Origin of the sequence: Synechococcus sp. N26, from assembly GCF_900473975.1 — a bacterium.
Taxonomy (GTDB): Bacteria; Cyanobacteriota; Cyanobacteriia; order PCC-6307; family Cyanobiaceae; genus Parasynechococcus.
Genome location: NZ_UCNM01000010.1, coordinates 262,567 through 278,424, shown reverse-complemented (window position 1 = coordinate 278,424; position 15,858 = coordinate 262,567). Strand labels below are relative to the sequence as shown.

Below are 15,858 nucleotides of genomic sequence, written 5' to 3'. Positions count from 1 at the left end.
GTTTGCGGCCTTCAGCTCACTCATTCACCTCCCGAACATGACCGACACCGGTTGCTTGCGTGTGGGCCAGCAGGCCCCTGATTTCACAGCCACCGCTGTGGTGGACCAGGAGTTCAAGGAAGTCACCCTGTCCCAGTACCGGGGCAAGTACGTGGTGCTGTTCTTCTATCCGCTGGATTTCACCTTCGTTTGTCCTACTGAGATCACGGCCTTCAGCGACCGCTACGCCGATTTCTCCAGCAAGAACACCGAGGTTCTCGGCGTTTCCGTGGACAGCCAGTTCAGCCACCTGGCCTGGATCCAGACCCCTCGCAATCAGGGTGGCCTGGGCGATATTAACTATCCCCTCGTTGCCGACCTGAAGAAGGAAATCTCCACGGCCTACAACGTTCTCGACGAGGCTGAGGGTGTTGCCCTGCGTGGTCTGTTCATCATCGACCCTGACGGTGTGATCATGCACGCCACCATCAACAACCTGCCTGTGGGACGGAACGTTGATGAAACCCTGCGCGTTCTGCAGGCCTTCCAGTACGTGCAGTCCAACCCCGACGAGGTTTGCCCTGCCAACTGGACTCCTGGCGAAAAGACCATGAAGCCTGACCCCAAGGGTTCCAAGGAGTACTTCTCCGCCATCGGCTGATCGTTCGATCAATCCGATCCGTCATTTCGTTTTGCCCTGCCCGTCAAACGGGTGGGGCTTTTTTCATGAGTTGATCCAAAGCAAGATTGAGGTCGCGGTCCATGGCAACCAATCGGCCGTCACTCACAACAATCCTGGCCAGAGAAGGCAGCCCCACCTTCTTGGTGCGCAGATACACCGGTTCCACATAGAGAAGTCCGGAGCCCACGGGAAGCACAAGAAGATTTCCCTGCAGGAGTTCCAGATCCTCCTGATCCCATAGACCAAACTGCTCGCTCACATCTGGATCCTGATGGATCAGAGCCTGAACCTGTTCCGGCCCCGGAATGTATTTGTCTTTGGGAAAGTCGATCAGTTTCAGTTCACCGTAGTGATCGCCATCGTTCCGAGCCACCAACCACGCCGTGAGATTCGGCCTTGATAAAGGGGTCAGGGGTTGGAGCAGCAGAAATTCAGAGTTGTCGTTGCTTTGAAGCTGAGCCGTGATGTGATAAGGAGCTACATCAACTTTTCGGCCGCCGTAGATCTCGCTTGGCACCTGCCAAACATCATCACCGTTGTAGAAAATTCTGGGATTCGAAACGTGGTACCGCTTCAATTGGTTGACCTGGGCATTGAAGAAGTCCTCAGGAACTCTGCGGTGATCAAGAAAAGGCTTTGGCATTGCCTCCATCGGCTCCATCAAGCCTGGAAAAGCCTGAGCCCAGGCCATCACGATTGGATCCTCAGGCTCCGAGATGAAAAACCGAATGCTGCCGTTGTAGGCATCAACGATGGCCTTCACTGAGTTTCTTAAATAGCGATCGGGATCATCTGCTGATACCGCAGCGCTGTAGGGCAGGGTTGAACTGTGGGTGTAACCCTCGACAACCCAATACTGATGCTGGCTCCGTTGTCCTGAAGTTGCCTTGGTGGTGTTTGAGCTGTCTTGCTCAGGGTTTGGAATGGAGATCAGGTAGGGCTCACCACGAAAATCAATGAAGGGAGCGATGGCCTTAACCCGACTGCGCACATCACGCCGGATCAAAAGTTTGGAATCAGCATTGATCGTTGTGGTGATCAGCAGTCGAGGGTCACGTAGATAAACAGCCGCTGCGAATCGTTGAAGCCAGGATCCAATCGGTACTCCGCCAGAACCCTGATAGTGCGTCATCACATTGATGTCGCCTTCTGGGTAGTCGAATTCTTCAATCTGCGTTGGAGCGATTGCATAGGGCGACGGAAGCATCCCGTAATAGATCGCTGCATCACCAACGGGGATAGCCTTCTGCACCTCCGATCGTTCAATACCCAGTCCAGGATTTCCCGCAATGACTGTTTCTGGGCCAAGACCTTTAATGAAATACGAGGGAAGGCCATCACTGCTTCTGTCATTCACCGGACTAACGGTGAATCCATAGCCGTGGGTGAAGATGAAGTGACGGTTCTGCCAGGTTTTGGATTGACGCGGTAACGCGGATTGATCCAATTCGCGGGCCGAGAGGATCACTTGCTGCGATGAATCGCTGTTTTCATTCAGCGGGTAGCGATCAACAGCTGCATTGGAAAAGCGGTAATACACCCTCAGTTGCTGCAGTTGCCGGTTGGCTTCCAGCAGAGGGCTGCTGTCCCAGAGACGCACATTTTCGAGCGTGCTAACACCTTGCTCGCGATCAGCGGCGCTGAACCTTGTCGGGTCGACGACTTGACTCTTGATCTGATCCAACTGGAAGCCCCATTGCGTGGCCTCAATGGCGTTGTTCAGATAGCGCTCTTGCAGTGCAAATTCCCTTGGCCGCACCACCAGCCAGCGCGTTAACGGAGTTGCCACCGTTTCCAACACCACAAGAGACACCAACACCAGTGCAAGGCCCTGACGGAGGCGTCGCCGGCACGGGACAAGCAGTGCACATGCGATCAGCACCAGCAGCAGTGTTGCGAAGCCGCGCAACGGAAGGGTCATGTGGGCCTGGAGCCAGCCCGCCCCTGCCACAAGGCCGTGTTGGGTCCACAGCAGCTGATGCCTCGATAACCACACCTGCCCCGCCGCTCCGAACAGCAGAACCGCCGAAAGCAACCTGAACAGTTGGATCTGTCGCGCAGAGAAGGCTGGACTGGCCCAGTCAGAAATCGATTTTGAGCTCGCCAGCACCCGCCAGAGCTCAAAGGCGAGGGTGAACGCGGTAGCCAAGAGCAGCAGGTCCAGGGCCAGATGCAATCCGGCAAAACGCCCCAAGCCGAAGCTCAGATCCGCTCCCAGCAAGGGGTCTCTTGTGGATTCATCGGGAATCCATAGCGCCAGCGACCAGATGCCCCACGCACGGCTGACGACAGCCACCAGCGAACCCGCCGTGATCCGTGCAAGCCACAGCCTCAACCGCGGCCAGGCCATCGCAAGCCCTATCGCCCCTGCCTGAACAAGTCCTGCAGCTGAGCTGATGCGGTGCTGGAGCCCCGGCACTGGCTGCCATTCCCCAAGCTGAAACGGATCGTGGATGGCCAACGCCAACAGATCCAGCGTGAGCAAGGCACTGATCAGCACAGCACCACCACTGATCAACAGCGTGAATCCAAAGGCCCATCTGGTCAGGCTCATCGCCTTGGATGAACTCGAGCTGTGTTGCCTGAATTGCCTTGACCAGGCCTGGGCTGCCAGCAGCGGCAGCATCGCCACACAGGCGAAGAGAAGCTGCAAAAGCCAGCGCTTGAGGAGAACGTCGCTCCAGGCGAACTGATCGAACCAGAGCCACTCGATCTGCATCCGGGCTGCAACAACAACCAGCGGTAGCAGAAGGAGGAGGCGTCTCATGGGAGGCCAGCGATGTCTCTGAATCGATCACCGTTGATCGTTTCCTCGGCAATCAAAACGTCCACCAGTTGATCCATCAACTCACGGCGGGGCTCCAGCAGGGCGATGGCCTGCGCCAGAGCACTCTTGGCGAGCTGGCGGATTTGAGCGTCGATGGCCTGTCCAGTGGATTCGGCGTATCCCGGCCGTTGGTTGAACCAATCGCGCCCCAGAAAAACCTCCGTACCCGGACCCTCGAGGGCCATCGGTCCGAGGCTGGAAAAGCCAAAGCGCGTCACCATCTCCCGTGCGAGTTGCGCCACCATCTGGAGATCTCCACTGGCTCCCTGGGTGATCTCGAGCGACCCGAAAACCACTTGCTCAGCTGCTCGTCCCCCCAGGGCCACCACCAGATCAGCGAGGCAGGAGGAGCGGGTGATCAACCCGGAATCAAGCACCTCCTCGTCAGGCATGAAGCGGGTGTAACCACCGGCCCCTCCCCGGGGAAGAATCGTGACCTTGTCCACCGCGTTGGCCGCTGGAAGAAGACTGGCCACCAGGGCATGACCCACCTCGTGATAGGCGATTAGCCGTTTTTTGGCGCTGTCCTGCAAGGGACTATTGCTCAGCCCCATGGTGATCCGCTCCAAGGCCCCCTCCAGCTGGAACTGACCGATACGGAGCATGTTCTGGCGGGCCGTGAGGATGGCCGCTTCGTTGAGAAGATTGGCGAGGTCAGCCCCGGAAAAACCCGGCGTGCGGCTCGCCCAATCCGATAGCGAGACCGCGTCGTCGAGGGGGCGAGTTCTCGCATGAACGGCAAGAATTGCCTCGCGACCTCGGCGATCGGGAAGGCCCACATCAATGCGCCGGTCGAAGCGTCCTGGACGCAAAAGTGCGGTGTCGAGCACGTCGGCACGGTTTGTGGCCGCCAGCAGAATCACACCGGAGTTCTCCTCAAAGCCGTCCATCTCCGTCAGGAGTTGGTTGAGGGTCTGCTCCCGTTCATCGTTGCCGCCACCGATACCAGCACCCCGCTGGCGACCCACAGCGTCGATTTCGTCAATGAAAACGATGCAGGGGGACTTTTCCTTGGCTTGGCGGAACAGATCGCGAACCCTGCTCGCACCAACACCCACGAACAGCTCAACAAACTCAGAGGCCGCGATGGAGAAGAACGGCACGCCCGCCTCGCCTGCAATCGCCTTGGCAAGAAGTGTTTTCCCGGTTCCAGGGGGGCCGACCAGCAGCACTCCCCGCGGAATCTTGGCGCCCAGGCGGATGAAGGCCTCGGGCTGCTTGAGAAAGGTGACCACCTCCTCAAGTTCCAGCCGCGCATCGTTGATGCCGGCAACATCCTCAAAACGAAGCTGAAGGTCTTCCTGGGGTTTCAACCGAGGTTGACTACGCCCAAACCCAAGAGCTCTATTCGCCATTTGAGCTGAACGCTTCAACAGAAACGACAAGCCGACCACCACCAGCAGAACCAACATCAGGGTTCCCGCCAGTTCGCGTCCTGCTTGTTCGCGGCGGATGTCAACAACCGTCAGGGGCGTGGCGGAGCTTTCAGCGGCCCGAAGAATTTGGTTGTCGTTGGCGAAAACAGGAACGGTGACCCGTCGGCCATCGTTGTATTGGACTCTTACCTCCCGACGACCGGGCACAAGATCCAACTGTTTGATCTCTTTCGCATCGATATCTCTCAGCAGGGTGGAGTAACTCACCGTGTCCTGCTTCGTCCAAAAACCCTGAATCGAAGAAGGTTGAGCCTTCTGAGGGGCCGCGGAACCACTGGAGTCGTCCGAACCTGGTGCCACGTCTTCATTGCGCTGCACGGAGCCTAGCGATTTGACGCAAGGGGGTTTCAAACGAGACAATCTCGGTTTGGAAATTCACCAGGCGCAATGGCCGTCCCGAAGAAGAAAACATCCAAGGCCAAGCGCAACCAGCGCAGCGCCACCTGGAAGGCCAAGGCAGCCGTTGCCGCCCAGCGCGCCATGTCCATCGGCAAGTCCGTGCTGAGTGGCCGCGCCCAGGGTTTTGTTTATCCGGTGAGTGAGTCCGAAGACGGCGAATCCTGAGTCGAACTCGGGAGGTGGATCCGCCGCAGAGTTCGATCCGGATCCACCTCCACAACAACATCCGCTCTCATGGTGTGAAAACTGCTCGATGGCAGCGAGCAGAGAATCATGCGGATAAAACGATCCAAGGCGGCATTCGACAGCGACGCACCGCGTTCCGCTTCAAGGGTGGCTTCCTGTTGGCGCTTCCATCGCCAAGGCGCGTTGAAGTCGGTTGCTCGCAGTTGCCAGAGTTGATCGAAACACCTCCAGGTGGGTTCGTAGTGGGCGAGCACGGGTTGCAGCTTCAGGCGCCACTCCAACTCCTGCGCCGTTAGGGGGCTCTCGAGATGGGGCTCATCCGCAGTTGCGTCGCCATTTGGGCTGCAGCCCACAAACCAACCCTCAAAAATCAGCAAGTCTGCATCGCAACGGCGCCAACCGCTTCGATCTCCTCGGCCATGGCGTTTGGCTTTGTCGAAGCAGGGCATCAGAACGTTCTCACCCTGTCGCCATGTCTGAAGACACTCCTGCAGGAGCTCCAGGTCATGGCTGCCAGGAAGCGCACGAGGCACACCCCAGGGGTTGCCCTTCATCGCCGCATCAAGCCGTTCGGCCTCGAAATAAAAGTCATCGAGCGAAACCACCTGGATCGAGAGGTGAAGTGGCCGTGCGGCAGCTTCAATCCACTGCCCCAGGGTGGTTTTCCCGCAACCTGGCAAAGCACTGAATCCGAGCAGTCGGCGTTGTCCCTGCCACTGCTGGCCCAGGTTCAGAAGCGGCAGACCAACAGACCAGAGCCAATCCGGTGTCGCCTGAGGATGCCAGTGATCGATGGCGACCCGATGCCACCCAGAGTTGCGCTGCATTGCAGACCAACTCTGAAGGTCGCCCAACTCGAGATGCTGCAGCAACCGCTGCTGATCCTTGCTGGGGATGACTCGTTGGCCCTCAGGATCCAACTTTGAACGCCTCCAGAACAACGGCGTAAACGAATCCAAGCCGGAGGTTGTCCAGCCAGGGAAGACGACGGCGCCCAAGAACCATCAATTCACAGGCGATGAGGGCATAGAACGCTGTGTACGTCCTGAGTTCAACAGCATCCAGGATGTAGACGGGAAGGTTGCTGCCGATGAAAAATCCGAACAGCAGCAGCAGCAACGAAGCGCTGCGACGCCACCAGGGGCCAGACCAGGACCGCCGGATCCCAGCGCCCCACGCGTTCTGAAGCCCCGCCAGACGTGTGCGCTGGATTGAGCTCATCGATCCGGCACCGACAGCAGGGACTCCAGATACTTCAGCGTTACTGCCCCCTCCTGGCAAGAGGCACCGGAAAGCACGGTTGCTGGCTGTCCAGGGTCCCCCAGGTGATTCAACACCGCAGCAGCCTCGTCCCCGGACTCACGCAGAGCATCGGCATCCCAGAGGGAAGGGGTCAGCAGACAACGCAGACCTGCGGCTCTTGCCGCCGAAAGACCTGCCGCAGAATCTTCGATGGCAAGGCTGGCAACACTGTTGGCCCCACTGCGTTCGAGAGCGAGTCGGTAGCCGTCCGGTGCTGGCTTTCCTGAAGCAACGTCATCCGATGTCACCACCCCATCGAAGCTGGGGATTTGCTTCTGGATCTGTTCCAGCAGAGCCATCACCGAGGCCGATCCGCTGGAGGTGACGATCCACTGCTGCACGCCGGCCCTGTTCAACTCCTGCAAAAGCCTCTTCACTCCGGGACGGAGATTCACATGCCCTTGGCGGACCCGTTCCAGGTAATGGACGCGTTTGCGATCACGCACCTGGTCCAGTTGATTCTGGCTGAGATGCACCCCACATGTTTCAGCGTGGAGTTTCACCCTGCGCAGCCCGCCAGGAATCGCCAGCAGCCTGTTATAGAGCGCTTCATCCCAAACAAAGGGAAGATCCAGTTCCTGGAAGGCCAGGTTGAAGGCCGGTCGATGACCGTCCATTTCCGTGTCGGCCAAGGTGCCATCCACATCCCAGAAGACCGCTGAAAGCCTGTTCACCTTGAGGAGCAGCAACGGCACAATGCTGGGACATCACCGCCTGTTGCGTTCCCTTGCCGGCTGTTCCGCTGCATTGGTCCTGGTCCCTTCCAGCCGTGGTGGAACCATCGCCATTGCAAGGGCTTGATTTGCCGCTGTCGCTGCGCTGTGTGTTGCGGCGCAGGGGATTCAGCTCCACATCCGAGGCCGAGAGCTTTCTCTCCCCTGGTGATCTACCGCCCACACGTGATCATTTCCCCGATCTCGAGCAGGCCTGTACGCGCTTGGTAAAGGCCTGCCGTTCCCATGAACGCGTCGCCATCTGTGGTGATTACGACGCCGATGGGATGACCAGCACTGCGTTGTTACTGCGGGCGTTGGCCCCGTTGGGTGCTGAGCCGGAACCCGCTATCCCCTCGCGGATGGAGGAGGGATATGGCCTCAATCCCGCCATGGTGCAGCGGCTCTACGACGATGGCGTGCGATTTCTGGTCACCGTTGATAACGGTGTTGCCGCGAGGGAAGCCCTCGAACTGGCCGCAAGTTTGTCGATGCAGGTGATCGTGACCGATCACCACACGATCCCGGCGCAACGGCCGCCCATGACTGCGCTCATTCATCCGGCCACCACCCCGGAGGGCTCGCCTTACCGCGGACTCGCCGGTGTGGGGCTGGCCTATGTGCTGGCCCATGCCGTTGCCGATGTTCTGAACAAACCAGAAGCCATCCGCGTGGCCCGGGATCTGTTTTGCATCGGCACGGTGGCCGATATGGCTCCTCTGGTGGGGGCCAACCGCAGTTGGTTGCTGGAGGGGCTGAACCATCTGCATCGCTCCGAGTGCAAGGGCGTGCAAGCGCTTCAGCGCCTGGCGGGTCTCGGGGAACGTCCGCTGACGGCAGAAGACATCGGGTTTCAGCTTGCACCGCGCATCAATGCAGTGGGCCGCCTTGGGGAACCGAGGCTTGTGGTGGATCTGCTCACGGCTGAAGATCCCGATTCAGCCATGGCCCTCGCACGCCGTTGTGATGATTACAACCGCCAGCGACGGGATCTCTGCGACGCGATTGAAGCGGAGGCCGTGGCGCTGGTGGAAGCGGAGTCCAGTGACACTCTCCCCTCATTCCTGCTGTTGGCGCAAAGCCACTGGCACCACGGGGTGATTGGCATTGTTGCTGCGCGGCTGATGGAGCGCTATCACCGCCCCACAGCTCTTCTGGCCGGTGATGGAGATGGAAGTCTGCGGGCTTCGGTACGGGGACCCATCGGCTTCGCGGTGGATCGTGCCCTCTCCAATTGCAGTGATCTACTGACCCGCTTTGGAGGCCATCCCGCTGCCGGGGGATTCACCGTTAAAGCGGAATACGTGCATGCCCTGCATGAGCGCCTCTGCGCCGAAGCCGATGGCTGGTTGATGACCCAGGCCCAGGGGCGTCACGTGCAACCTGACGCTCTGCTGCAGTTGCAGGATGTGAACTGGGATCTGTGGCGCCACCTGCAATCCCTGGCCCCCTTCGGCATCGGTCATCCCAAACCGCTGTTCTGGTCACGGGGTGTGAGCGTTGAGGATCGGCGCGACCTCAAAGGAGGACACCTGGCCCTGACGCTGCGCCAGGGTGAAAGTGAGCGTCGCGCCATCGCCTGGCGATGGGATCCAGCGGCGCCTGTTCCCGCATGCTGTGACGTGGCTTACAGCATTTCGATCAACCGTTGGCAGGGTGAACAGCGTCTGCAGCTGGAGCTCAAGGCCATCCGTGCCCATACGGCGTTGGTGTTGATCGACCGCGGCACACGGCAGTACACCGCCCAGTTGACGGAAAGTTCAGGTCTGAAGCTCACCAATGGCGAGGGTGAGACGCTTCAGGCGAGCATTCAACAAGAACAATCCCTCACCAGCGACAACGATCTGGCGAGGGATCAGCGGGTGATTCAGTTGATCGAGGAAGCCTGCCTTGGGTTGGGGCTACGTCCTTAAAACGAGGCGATCAGAGTGCGCCGCGGCGGTAGAAGAGGATGAAGATGACAGCGGGACCGGCAATGGTGATCATCGCCAGGGCGGCAAAGTTGGCGATCAGGTGAATGTCAAAGCCCATGGCGATGCAGCGCTGTCCAAAATCGTTACGCCTCCCAGGCTACGGGGCTCTGTCCCAAGTGCGACGGATTGGCTCTGATCTCTGTGATGGCTTGTCACAGCTTCAATCATGAGCCGAGAGACGCCGCAATGGTCCTGCATCAAACACTGTGGAGCCTGTTGCCGACTCGCTCCGGAGGAACGGGCTGATGCTCTGGCGGCTTTGAACGAAGAGCAACAACGCACCTATCTGGCCATGGTTGGCCCTGATGGCTGGTGCATCCACTACGACACGGGCAGTCAGCGCTGCAGGATTTATGAGGAGCGTCCTGATTTCTGTCGTGTCAGTGGTCTGGGCCGTCTTTTTGACATTCCCGATGATCAGTTCGATGCCTTCGCCATCACCTGTTGCCAACAACAGATCCGCAGCACCTATGGCGGCCGCAGTGGCGTGATGCGTAGGTTCAAGCGCGCTCAGACCGCGGGAGGTTCTGTTGACGAGTGAGCAAACAAGCCCTGAGTCGCGCAGCTTTGCTGCCGTGCTGTTCAGCACTTTCACCACAGTGTTTGTGGCTGAACTGGGCGACAAAACCCAGTTGGCAACGCTGTTGCTCTCGGCCCAGTCCGGCTCTCCTGTTCTGGTGTTCATCGGTGCCGCGCTGGCGTTGATTTCATCCAGCCTTGTGGGCGTTCTCGTCGGTCAATGGTTGGCCAAAACCCTTCCGCCTGAGCGTCTTGAACTGATGGCTGGGGTGCTGATGGTGGCGCTCGGCATCTGGCTCGGTCTTCAGGCCGCCAGCTCCCTTTGGCTCAATGCAGCGAGCTGACGATGGATTTTCCCCTTCTGATCTCCACGTTCTTGACCGTGTTCCTGGCCGAACTCGGTGACAAGACCCAACTTGCCACTGTTGCCATCAGTGGCACGTCCAATCGCCCCCTGGCTGTGTTTCTCGGCTCATCATCGGCGTTGGTTCTGGCCAGTTTGCTGGGGGCCTTCGCTGGTGGTTCCGTTGCAACCGTGATTCCCAGCGATCTGCTTCAACTGCTGGCTTCCGTTGGTTTCCTCGTGATCGGTGGCCGCTTGCTGGTTCCTCTCGTCCGTGATGGTGAAGCCAACTCGGACGGGGATCAAACTTCTGAGTCCTAAAGTGATCTTTGAAGGGCTGACTCTGCACGGCCTGCTGAAGAGCGTCGACCACCCCTTCCCTCTCTCCCGGCTCTGATGGTCGGTTTCTGCGCACGCCACGATGAAATTTACGGTTGCCGATCTGCTGGATCAGCTCTCAACGGAGCACTCCTCTGAGCCCGACCAACTGGCCAAGATCCTCAAGCTCAGCAACAAGACAGATAAAGCGGCGCTTGAGCTTGCCGTTTCATCACTGATGAAAATCGGTGTGATCGAAAAGACCAGTGAGGGTGGTCTCACACGGCCCCAGGAGAGTGATCTGATTGATGCTCGCCTGCGTTGCAGCAGCAAAGGCTTCTGCTTCGCCATTCGCGATGACGGCGGCGAGGACATCTACATCCGTGACCATCAGCTGAACCACGCCTGGAATGGCGATCGTGTGCTGGTGCGGGTGACGCGGGAGGGCGGACGCCGCCGCTCTCCTGAAGGAGGTGTGCAATGCATCCTGGAACGGGCCACGCAATCTCTCCTGGCTCAGGTGGAGCAGCAGAGCGACAAGCTGCTCGCCTCCCCCTTGGACGACAGAGTGCTTGCCGGCATTGAGCTTCCAGCAGAGGATTCCAAGCATCTGGCCGGTGATGAGGTCTCCAGCGTTGTCGAGGTGTGCATCGATCGCTATCCCGTGGCTCAGCATCCTGCGGCCGGCCACATTGTGCGATCTCTCCCGCTCAATGGCGGACCAGCAGCCGACCGGGACCTGCTGCTGACCAAGGTTGGTCTCCAGGACCGTCCAACGGCACCCAGGAGCTCTGGCAAAACCCCTGCGTCCAAAGGCCGGGTCGATCTCACCGCACAACCGTCGCTGCTGCTCAAAGGATGGAGTCAGGACGATGCACCGGGGTTACCTGCCGTGCACGTTGAAGCCAGGGAAGGCGGTTGTCGCCTCTGGGTCCATGCGCCCAGCGTGGGCGAGCGGATCGGTCTGGGCAACAGCCTCGATGCCTGCCTGCGCGACCGCGGTGAAGCCCTTTGTCTCGGTGAAGTCTGGCAACCTCTTCTCACTCCGGCCCTCCACAAGGCCACCAGCTTCTCGGCCGGGTCCGAGGCTGATGCCATCAGCGTTCGGCTCGACGTCTCTGCCAACGGTGAGGTGAGCGACTGGGAGTTCATGCTCAGCACGGTGCGCCCCGTCGCCGAGGTGAGCACCGATCAGTTGGTCGCCCTGGCGGAACGCAAACCCAAGGCACGCAGCGTCCCGACCGCCCTCAAGCCGATCAAAGACCAACTCGGTCAGCTGGAGACCCTGCGCTTCTGCAGCACGCTGTTGTTGGAGCAGGAGCTTGCCAACGGGGTTGTGCAGCTCGATCTCTGCTCCCCACAGCTGGAGGCCCTTGGTGACCTCTGCTGCGCAGATCCCTCCGGGTTGCGGCATCGCTGGGTTGATGCGTTCAACCCGGTCGACCCCCATGCGTTCCTTCAGCCTCTGTTGAGGGCCGCCGACCGTGCGTGGACCGCACAACGACTCGAGCTCCAACTGCCGGGCATCACCGTTGAAGCGGATGAACCCGATGGCAGCGTGCTCACCGATGTGGCAAAGACAGCCATTGCCCTGGATCTTCCCCTTGAACTGGATGACGACGGCTGTCCATCAGCTTCAGAGCTAGTTCAGGTGTTCAAAGACAGCAGTCAGCGCCGGGTGCTGGAACAACAACTCAGTCACGCCCTGCCACCTCTCACCCTTGTGGCATCCACAGAGCCCCCCCCTGCGGCAGCAGATTCCGATGGGGACGAGGTTGCTGCGTCAAGCCGGAACAGCTCACTGACCCCATGGACCTGTGCCACCCAGCACTACGCCCACCTGGTGAACCAACAAGTGATCGTTGCGCTGCTGACCGATGCCAAGGATCGTCCAACCGTCCGTCACAAGACGCGTCTGAAGCTTGGCCTCAAGGGTGCCGGTGCTGATCTCACGTGGCCTCTGTTCACCGCATCCCAGGACCAGAAGTTGAACGGATTGGTGAACGAGCGCACCGTGCAGCGGCTCAACACGCGACGGCGTCAGGTGTTGGAACTGGAAAAGGATCTGCTTTCGATGATCCAGGCCCGTTCAGCCCAACCCCTGATCGGCGAACAGGTGGAAGGGCGCATCAGTGGTGTGCAGAGCTATGGCTTTTTCGTGGAAGTTGGTGAAAGTCGCGTTGAAGGGCTGGTGCATGTGAGCTCCCTCAACGATGACTGGTACGAATACAGATCACGCCAGAATCGCTTGGTCGGGCGCAAGAACCGTCAGACCTATCAACTTGGCGACGCCGTACAGGTGCGCGTGATCAATGTGGATGTTCTGCGCAACCAGATCGACCTTGAGGTCATCAGTCAGGGTTCCAAGGGCTCCACGGAACCTGAATCCTCAGCGCCTGAATCCTCGGAGTTGCTGCCCGTTGCCCTCAGCGAGCGCTGAGTGATGCATCCCTACGTTCTGGCTGTCACCGGTGCATCCGCTCAACCCCTGGCCGAGCGTGCCCTACAGCTGCTGCTGCAGCGCGGGCGCTCCGTGCATCTTGTGCTCAGCCATGGTGCCCATGAGGTGTTTCGTGCGGAACAGGGCCTGACGATCCCTGTTGATCCCCTGAAACAACGTGCGTTCTGGCGAGAGAGGCTATCGGTGGAGAGTGGCGAGCTCACCTGTCATCGCTGGAATGATCAGGCTGCCTGCATTGCCAGTGGCAGCTACAGAACCCGGGCGATGGTCATCGTTCCCTGCAGCATGGGAACCGTCGGGCGGATCCATGCCGGTATCGCCGCAGATCTGATCGAACGTTGTGCGGATGTGCATCTCAAGGAGCGTCGGCCCCTGGTGATTGCTCCCCGGGAGATGCCTTTCAACCTGATTCACCTCCGCAACCTCACCGGCCTCGCTGAAGCTGGAGCCACCATTGCCGCTCCCATTCCGGCCTGGTATACCCGGCCCGATTCCTTGGAGGAGATGGTGGACTTTCTGGTGGTGCGCCTGTTCGACGGCCTGGAGGAGGACCTTGCACCCCTGAAGCGCTGGCAGGGCCCCCTGGAATGAGCATGTTTCAGCGGTTGCTGCTGATTCCCTGCCTGGCGCCACTGCTGGCGTTGCTGGTTCTTTCGGCCACCAATGTCGGAGACAAGACCCGGATCCGTCTGCTGGTTTGGACAACACCTCCGCTCCCCATTGGGGCGTGGACAGCGCTGGCTGGCGTTGGTGGTGCGGCCGGAGCCGCTGTCGCAGCGGTTTTGGTCTCCCCAGTGGAGCGTCCTCTGAGTCGCCAAAGGCGTTCCTCTGTTCAACCGGAGTTTGAGGAGAGGGGCTACACCGACTACGAACCGACACCCAGATCCAGCACAAAACCAGGCCCCGAACGAGATGTGAGAGAACCGGCTCCAACGGTGTCTGTGGCCTACCGCGTGATTCAACGCCCTTCGTCAGTCCCCCCGCAGTCAGACGCTTCATCCGGCACTTCAGCCGTGGGCTCTCCTTCTCAGGAGTTCAGTGATTGGGGAGATGATCCGGAGGCGAACTGGTAAGCAGCGCACCAAGCTGCTTACAGTTGCGCCAGCAATGCTGGATCGGTGAGCGAAACCCCAGTCGAGAAGCAGTCTTCAGGTCAAGAGGTCCCTGCCAAAGCGGCGCCGAAAGCGAAGCCGCCCAAGCCGGAGGACAAGCCCTTCCCTGAATTCATCGACACACTGTTTTTGCCGGCCGTCGCCAAACAGTTGGCCGAACATGACATCACCGCTGATCGGCTCGAGCGCGTGGATGGGCAGCGTCCCGTTGTCGGTGGTGAATGTCCAATGGTGGTTGGTGAGCTTCCAGGGGGCCGCCGCTTCTGGGTCTGCTTCTCCAAGGCCGACATCAACAGCGCCAAAGTGATTGCCCTGGCTGATGCCGGCAGCGAGCCAACGCTGCTGGAGAGCTTTCTGATCGATGAGAAGCGGATGTCTTTGCCCCTTCTCGTTTCCCGTCTCTTACAACGGCTCAACGGCCAAAAGTGGCTGGGAGGTAACTAACCGCCCGCATTGGCCTCGGGGGTTGGGCTGACACGCCTACATTGGCAGGATCGTGAACCGCAACTGATGGTCCCTCCCACCGCCGTGGCAGAAGGCAGCGCCGTAGCCATCAAGGATCCTGTCAAGGACACAATCCTGACCCCTCGCTTTTACACCACCGATTTCGAAGCGATGGCGGCAATGGACCTTCAGCCCAATGAGGCTGAACTTGAAGCCATCTGTGAAGAGTTCAGGAAGGATTACAACCGCCACCACTTCGTTCGTAACGAGGAGTTCGAGGGTGCTGCGGACAAGCTGGATCCTGAGACCCGCAAGGTGTTTATCGAATTCCTTGAGCAGAGCTGCACATCGGAATTTTCAGGATTCCTGCTCTACAAGGAACTGAGCCGCCGCATCAAGGCGAAGAACCCTCTGTTGGCCGAGTGCTTTGCTCACATGGCTCGGGATGAAGCTCGCCACGCCGGCTTCCTCAACAAGTCGATGAGTGATTTCGGCATGCAGCTGGATCTCGGCTTCCTGACCGCGAACAAGGACTACACGTTCTTCAAGCCGAAATTCATCTTCTACGCCACCTACCTGTCTGAAAAGATCGGCTACTGGCGTTACATCGCCATTTACCGCCACCTCGAAAAGAACCCCGACAGCAAGATCTTCCCGATCTTCAACTTCTTTGAGAACTGGTGTCAGGACGAAAACCGTCATGGTGATTTCTTTGATGCCCTGATGAAGGCCCAACCGGACACGGTTCGTGGCCCCATCGCCAAACTCTGGTGCCGCTTCTTCCTGCTGGCGGTGTTTGCCACCATGTACGTGCGCGACGTGGCCCGCAAGGAGTTCTACGAGGCTCTCGGATTGGACGCTCGCACCTACGACAAGATGGTGATCGAGAAGACCAACGAAACGTCTGCTCGCGTTTTCCCAGTTGTTCTTGATGTGAACAACGACAAGTTCTGGACACGCCTCGAACGGCTGGTGGCCAACAACGCCGCATTGGAAAAGGCTGATGCCAGCGATGCCATCGCTCCTCTGAAAGTGCTCCGCAAGCTGCCCTTCTGGATCGGAAATGGTGCCGAAATGGCCAAGCTGTTCCTGATGCCAGCGATCGACAGCGATCGTTTCCAGCCAGCTGTGCGCTGAGGGGATTCCCCCGGCCCAATCGAGGAG

17 protein-coding genes are annotated in these 15,858 nt (G+C 59.4%); 11 read left to right on the top strand and 6 right to left on the bottom strand.

Annotated elements, in window-relative coordinates:
* Positions 1-37: 37 nt before the first annotated feature.
* Complete coding sequence (locus tag DXY33_RS09210; protein WP_114989138.1) at positions 38-640, top strand: peroxiredoxin; 603 nt, start codon at positions 38-40, stop codon at positions 638-640.
* 43 nt (positions 641-683) lie between these two features.
* Here DXY33_RS09210 and DXY33_RS09205 read toward each other — a convergent pair whose 3' ends face one another.
* Together DXY33_RS09205 and ftsH are read right to left on the bottom strand one after the other, a co-directional pair.
* Complete coding sequence (locus DXY33_RS09205) at positions 684-3,428, bottom strand: UPF0182 family protein (protein ID WP_115132616.1); 2,745 nt, start codon at positions 3,426-3,428, stop codon at positions 684-686.
* A complete protein-coding gene (gene ftsH, locus DXY33_RS09200) occupies positions 3,425-5,224 on the bottom strand; it encodes an ATP-dependent zinc metalloprotease FtsH (RefSeq protein WP_115132819.1) in 1,800 nt (599 codons plus the stop codon). The genes DXY33_RS09205 and ftsH overlap by 4 nt, the downstream gene beginning before the upstream one ends.
* Positions 5,225-5,311: 87 nt before the next feature.
* Between ftsH and rpmF the strand changes: the two genes are divergently transcribed.
* A complete protein-coding gene (rpmF, locus tag DXY33_RS09195; RefSeq protein WP_006851068.1) occupies positions 5,312-5,488 on the top strand; it encodes a 50S ribosomal protein L32 in 177 nt (58 codons plus the stop codon).
* Here rpmF and DXY33_RS09190 read toward each other — a convergent pair.
* From DXY33_RS09190 to DXY33_RS09180, 3 genes are read right to left on the bottom strand one after another with little or no spacing between them, the layout of a single operon-like run.
* Positions 5,452-6,429, bottom strand: coding sequence for a phosphoribulokinase (locus DXY33_RS09190; protein WP_115132615.1), 978 nt, complete (start codon positions 6,427-6,429; stop codon positions 5,452-5,454). The genes rpmF and DXY33_RS09190 overlap by 37 nt on opposite strands.
* Positions 6,419-6,730: a DUF565 domain-containing protein gene (locus tag DXY33_RS09185; RefSeq protein ID WP_115082266.1), complete on the bottom strand. Its 312-nt coding sequence runs from the start codon at positions 6,728-6,730 to the stop codon at positions 6,419-6,421. Before DXY33_RS09185 ends, DXY33_RS09190 begins: the two co-directional genes overlap by 11 nt.
* Complete coding sequence (locus DXY33_RS09180) at positions 6,727-7,506, bottom strand: HAD-IA family hydrolase (protein ID WP_115132614.1); 780 nt, start codon at positions 7,504-7,506, stop codon at positions 6,727-6,729. Before DXY33_RS09180 ends, DXY33_RS09185 begins: the two co-directional genes overlap by 4 nt.
* A 32-nt stretch (positions 7,507-7,538) precedes the next feature.
* Between DXY33_RS09180 and recJ the strand changes: the two genes are divergently transcribed.
* Positions 7,539-9,437, top strand: a complete 1,899-nt coding sequence (recJ, locus tag DXY33_RS09175) for a single-stranded-DNA-specific exonuclease RecJ (RefSeq protein ID WP_115132613.1) — start codon at positions 7,539-7,541, stop codon at positions 9,435-9,437.
* 10 nt (positions 9,438-9,447) lie between these two features.
* On the opposite strand, the gene psb30 is transcribed toward recJ, so the two are convergent.
* Positions 9,448-9,555, bottom strand: coding sequence for a photosystem II reaction center protein Ycf12/Psb30 (gene psb30, locus DXY33_RS09170; RefSeq protein WP_025362280.1), 108 nt, complete (start codon positions 9,553-9,555; stop codon positions 9,448-9,450).
* A 108-nt stretch (positions 9,556-9,663) separates the two neighbouring features.
* On the opposite strand from psb30, the gene DXY33_RS09165 reads away from it, so the two are divergent.
* The 8 genes from DXY33_RS09165 (at position 9,664) to acsF (ending at position 15,831) form a co-directional block, all read left to right on the top strand.
* Positions 9,664-10,038 carry a YkgJ family cysteine cluster protein gene (locus DXY33_RS09165; protein ID WP_115132612.1) on the top strand — a complete coding sequence of 125 codons (375 nt, stop codon included), beginning with the start codon at positions 9,664-9,666 and terminating at the stop codon, positions 10,036-10,038.
* Positions 10,028-10,360 carry a TMEM165/GDT1 family protein gene (locus tag DXY33_RS09160; protein WP_115009029.1) on the top strand — a complete coding sequence of 111 codons (333 nt, stop codon included), beginning with the start codon at positions 10,028-10,030 and terminating at the stop codon, positions 10,358-10,360. The genes DXY33_RS09165 and DXY33_RS09160 overlap by 11 nt, the downstream gene beginning before the upstream one ends.
* A gap of 2 nt (positions 10,361-10,362) precedes the next feature.
* Entirely contained in the window at positions 10,363-10,680 is a 318-nt protein-coding gene (locus tag DXY33_RS09155; RefSeq protein ID WP_115132611.1) for a TMEM165/GDT1 family protein, read from the top strand.
* A 100-nt stretch (positions 10,681-10,780) separates the two neighbouring features.
* A complete protein-coding gene (locus DXY33_RS09150; RefSeq protein ID WP_115132610.1) occupies positions 10,781-13,117 on the top strand; it encodes an RNB domain-containing ribonuclease in 2,337 nt (778 codons plus the stop codon).
* Positions 13,118-13,120: 3 nt separating this feature from the next.
* Entirely contained in the window at positions 13,121-13,729 is a 609-nt protein-coding gene (locus DXY33_RS09145) for a flavin prenyltransferase UbiX (RefSeq protein WP_115132609.1), read from the top strand.
* A complete protein-coding gene (locus DXY33_RS09140) occupies positions 13,726-14,211 on the top strand; it encodes a hypothetical protein (RefSeq protein ID WP_115132608.1) in 486 nt (161 codons plus the stop codon). The genes DXY33_RS09145 and DXY33_RS09140 overlap by 4 nt, the downstream gene beginning before the upstream one ends.
* Positions 14,212-14,256: 45 nt before the next feature.
* Positions 14,257-14,694: a DUF2996 domain-containing protein gene (locus DXY33_RS09135; RefSeq protein ID WP_115132607.1), complete on the top strand. Its 438-nt coding sequence runs from the start codon at positions 14,257-14,259 to the stop codon at positions 14,692-14,694.
* Positions 14,695-14,760: 66 nt separating this feature from the next.
* Entirely contained in the window at positions 14,761-15,831 is a 1,071-nt protein-coding gene (acsF, locus tag DXY33_RS09130; protein WP_114989126.1) for a magnesium-protoporphyrin IX monomethyl ester (oxidative) cyclase, read from the top strand.
* The last annotated feature ends 27 nt before the right edge of the window (positions 15,832-15,858 follow it).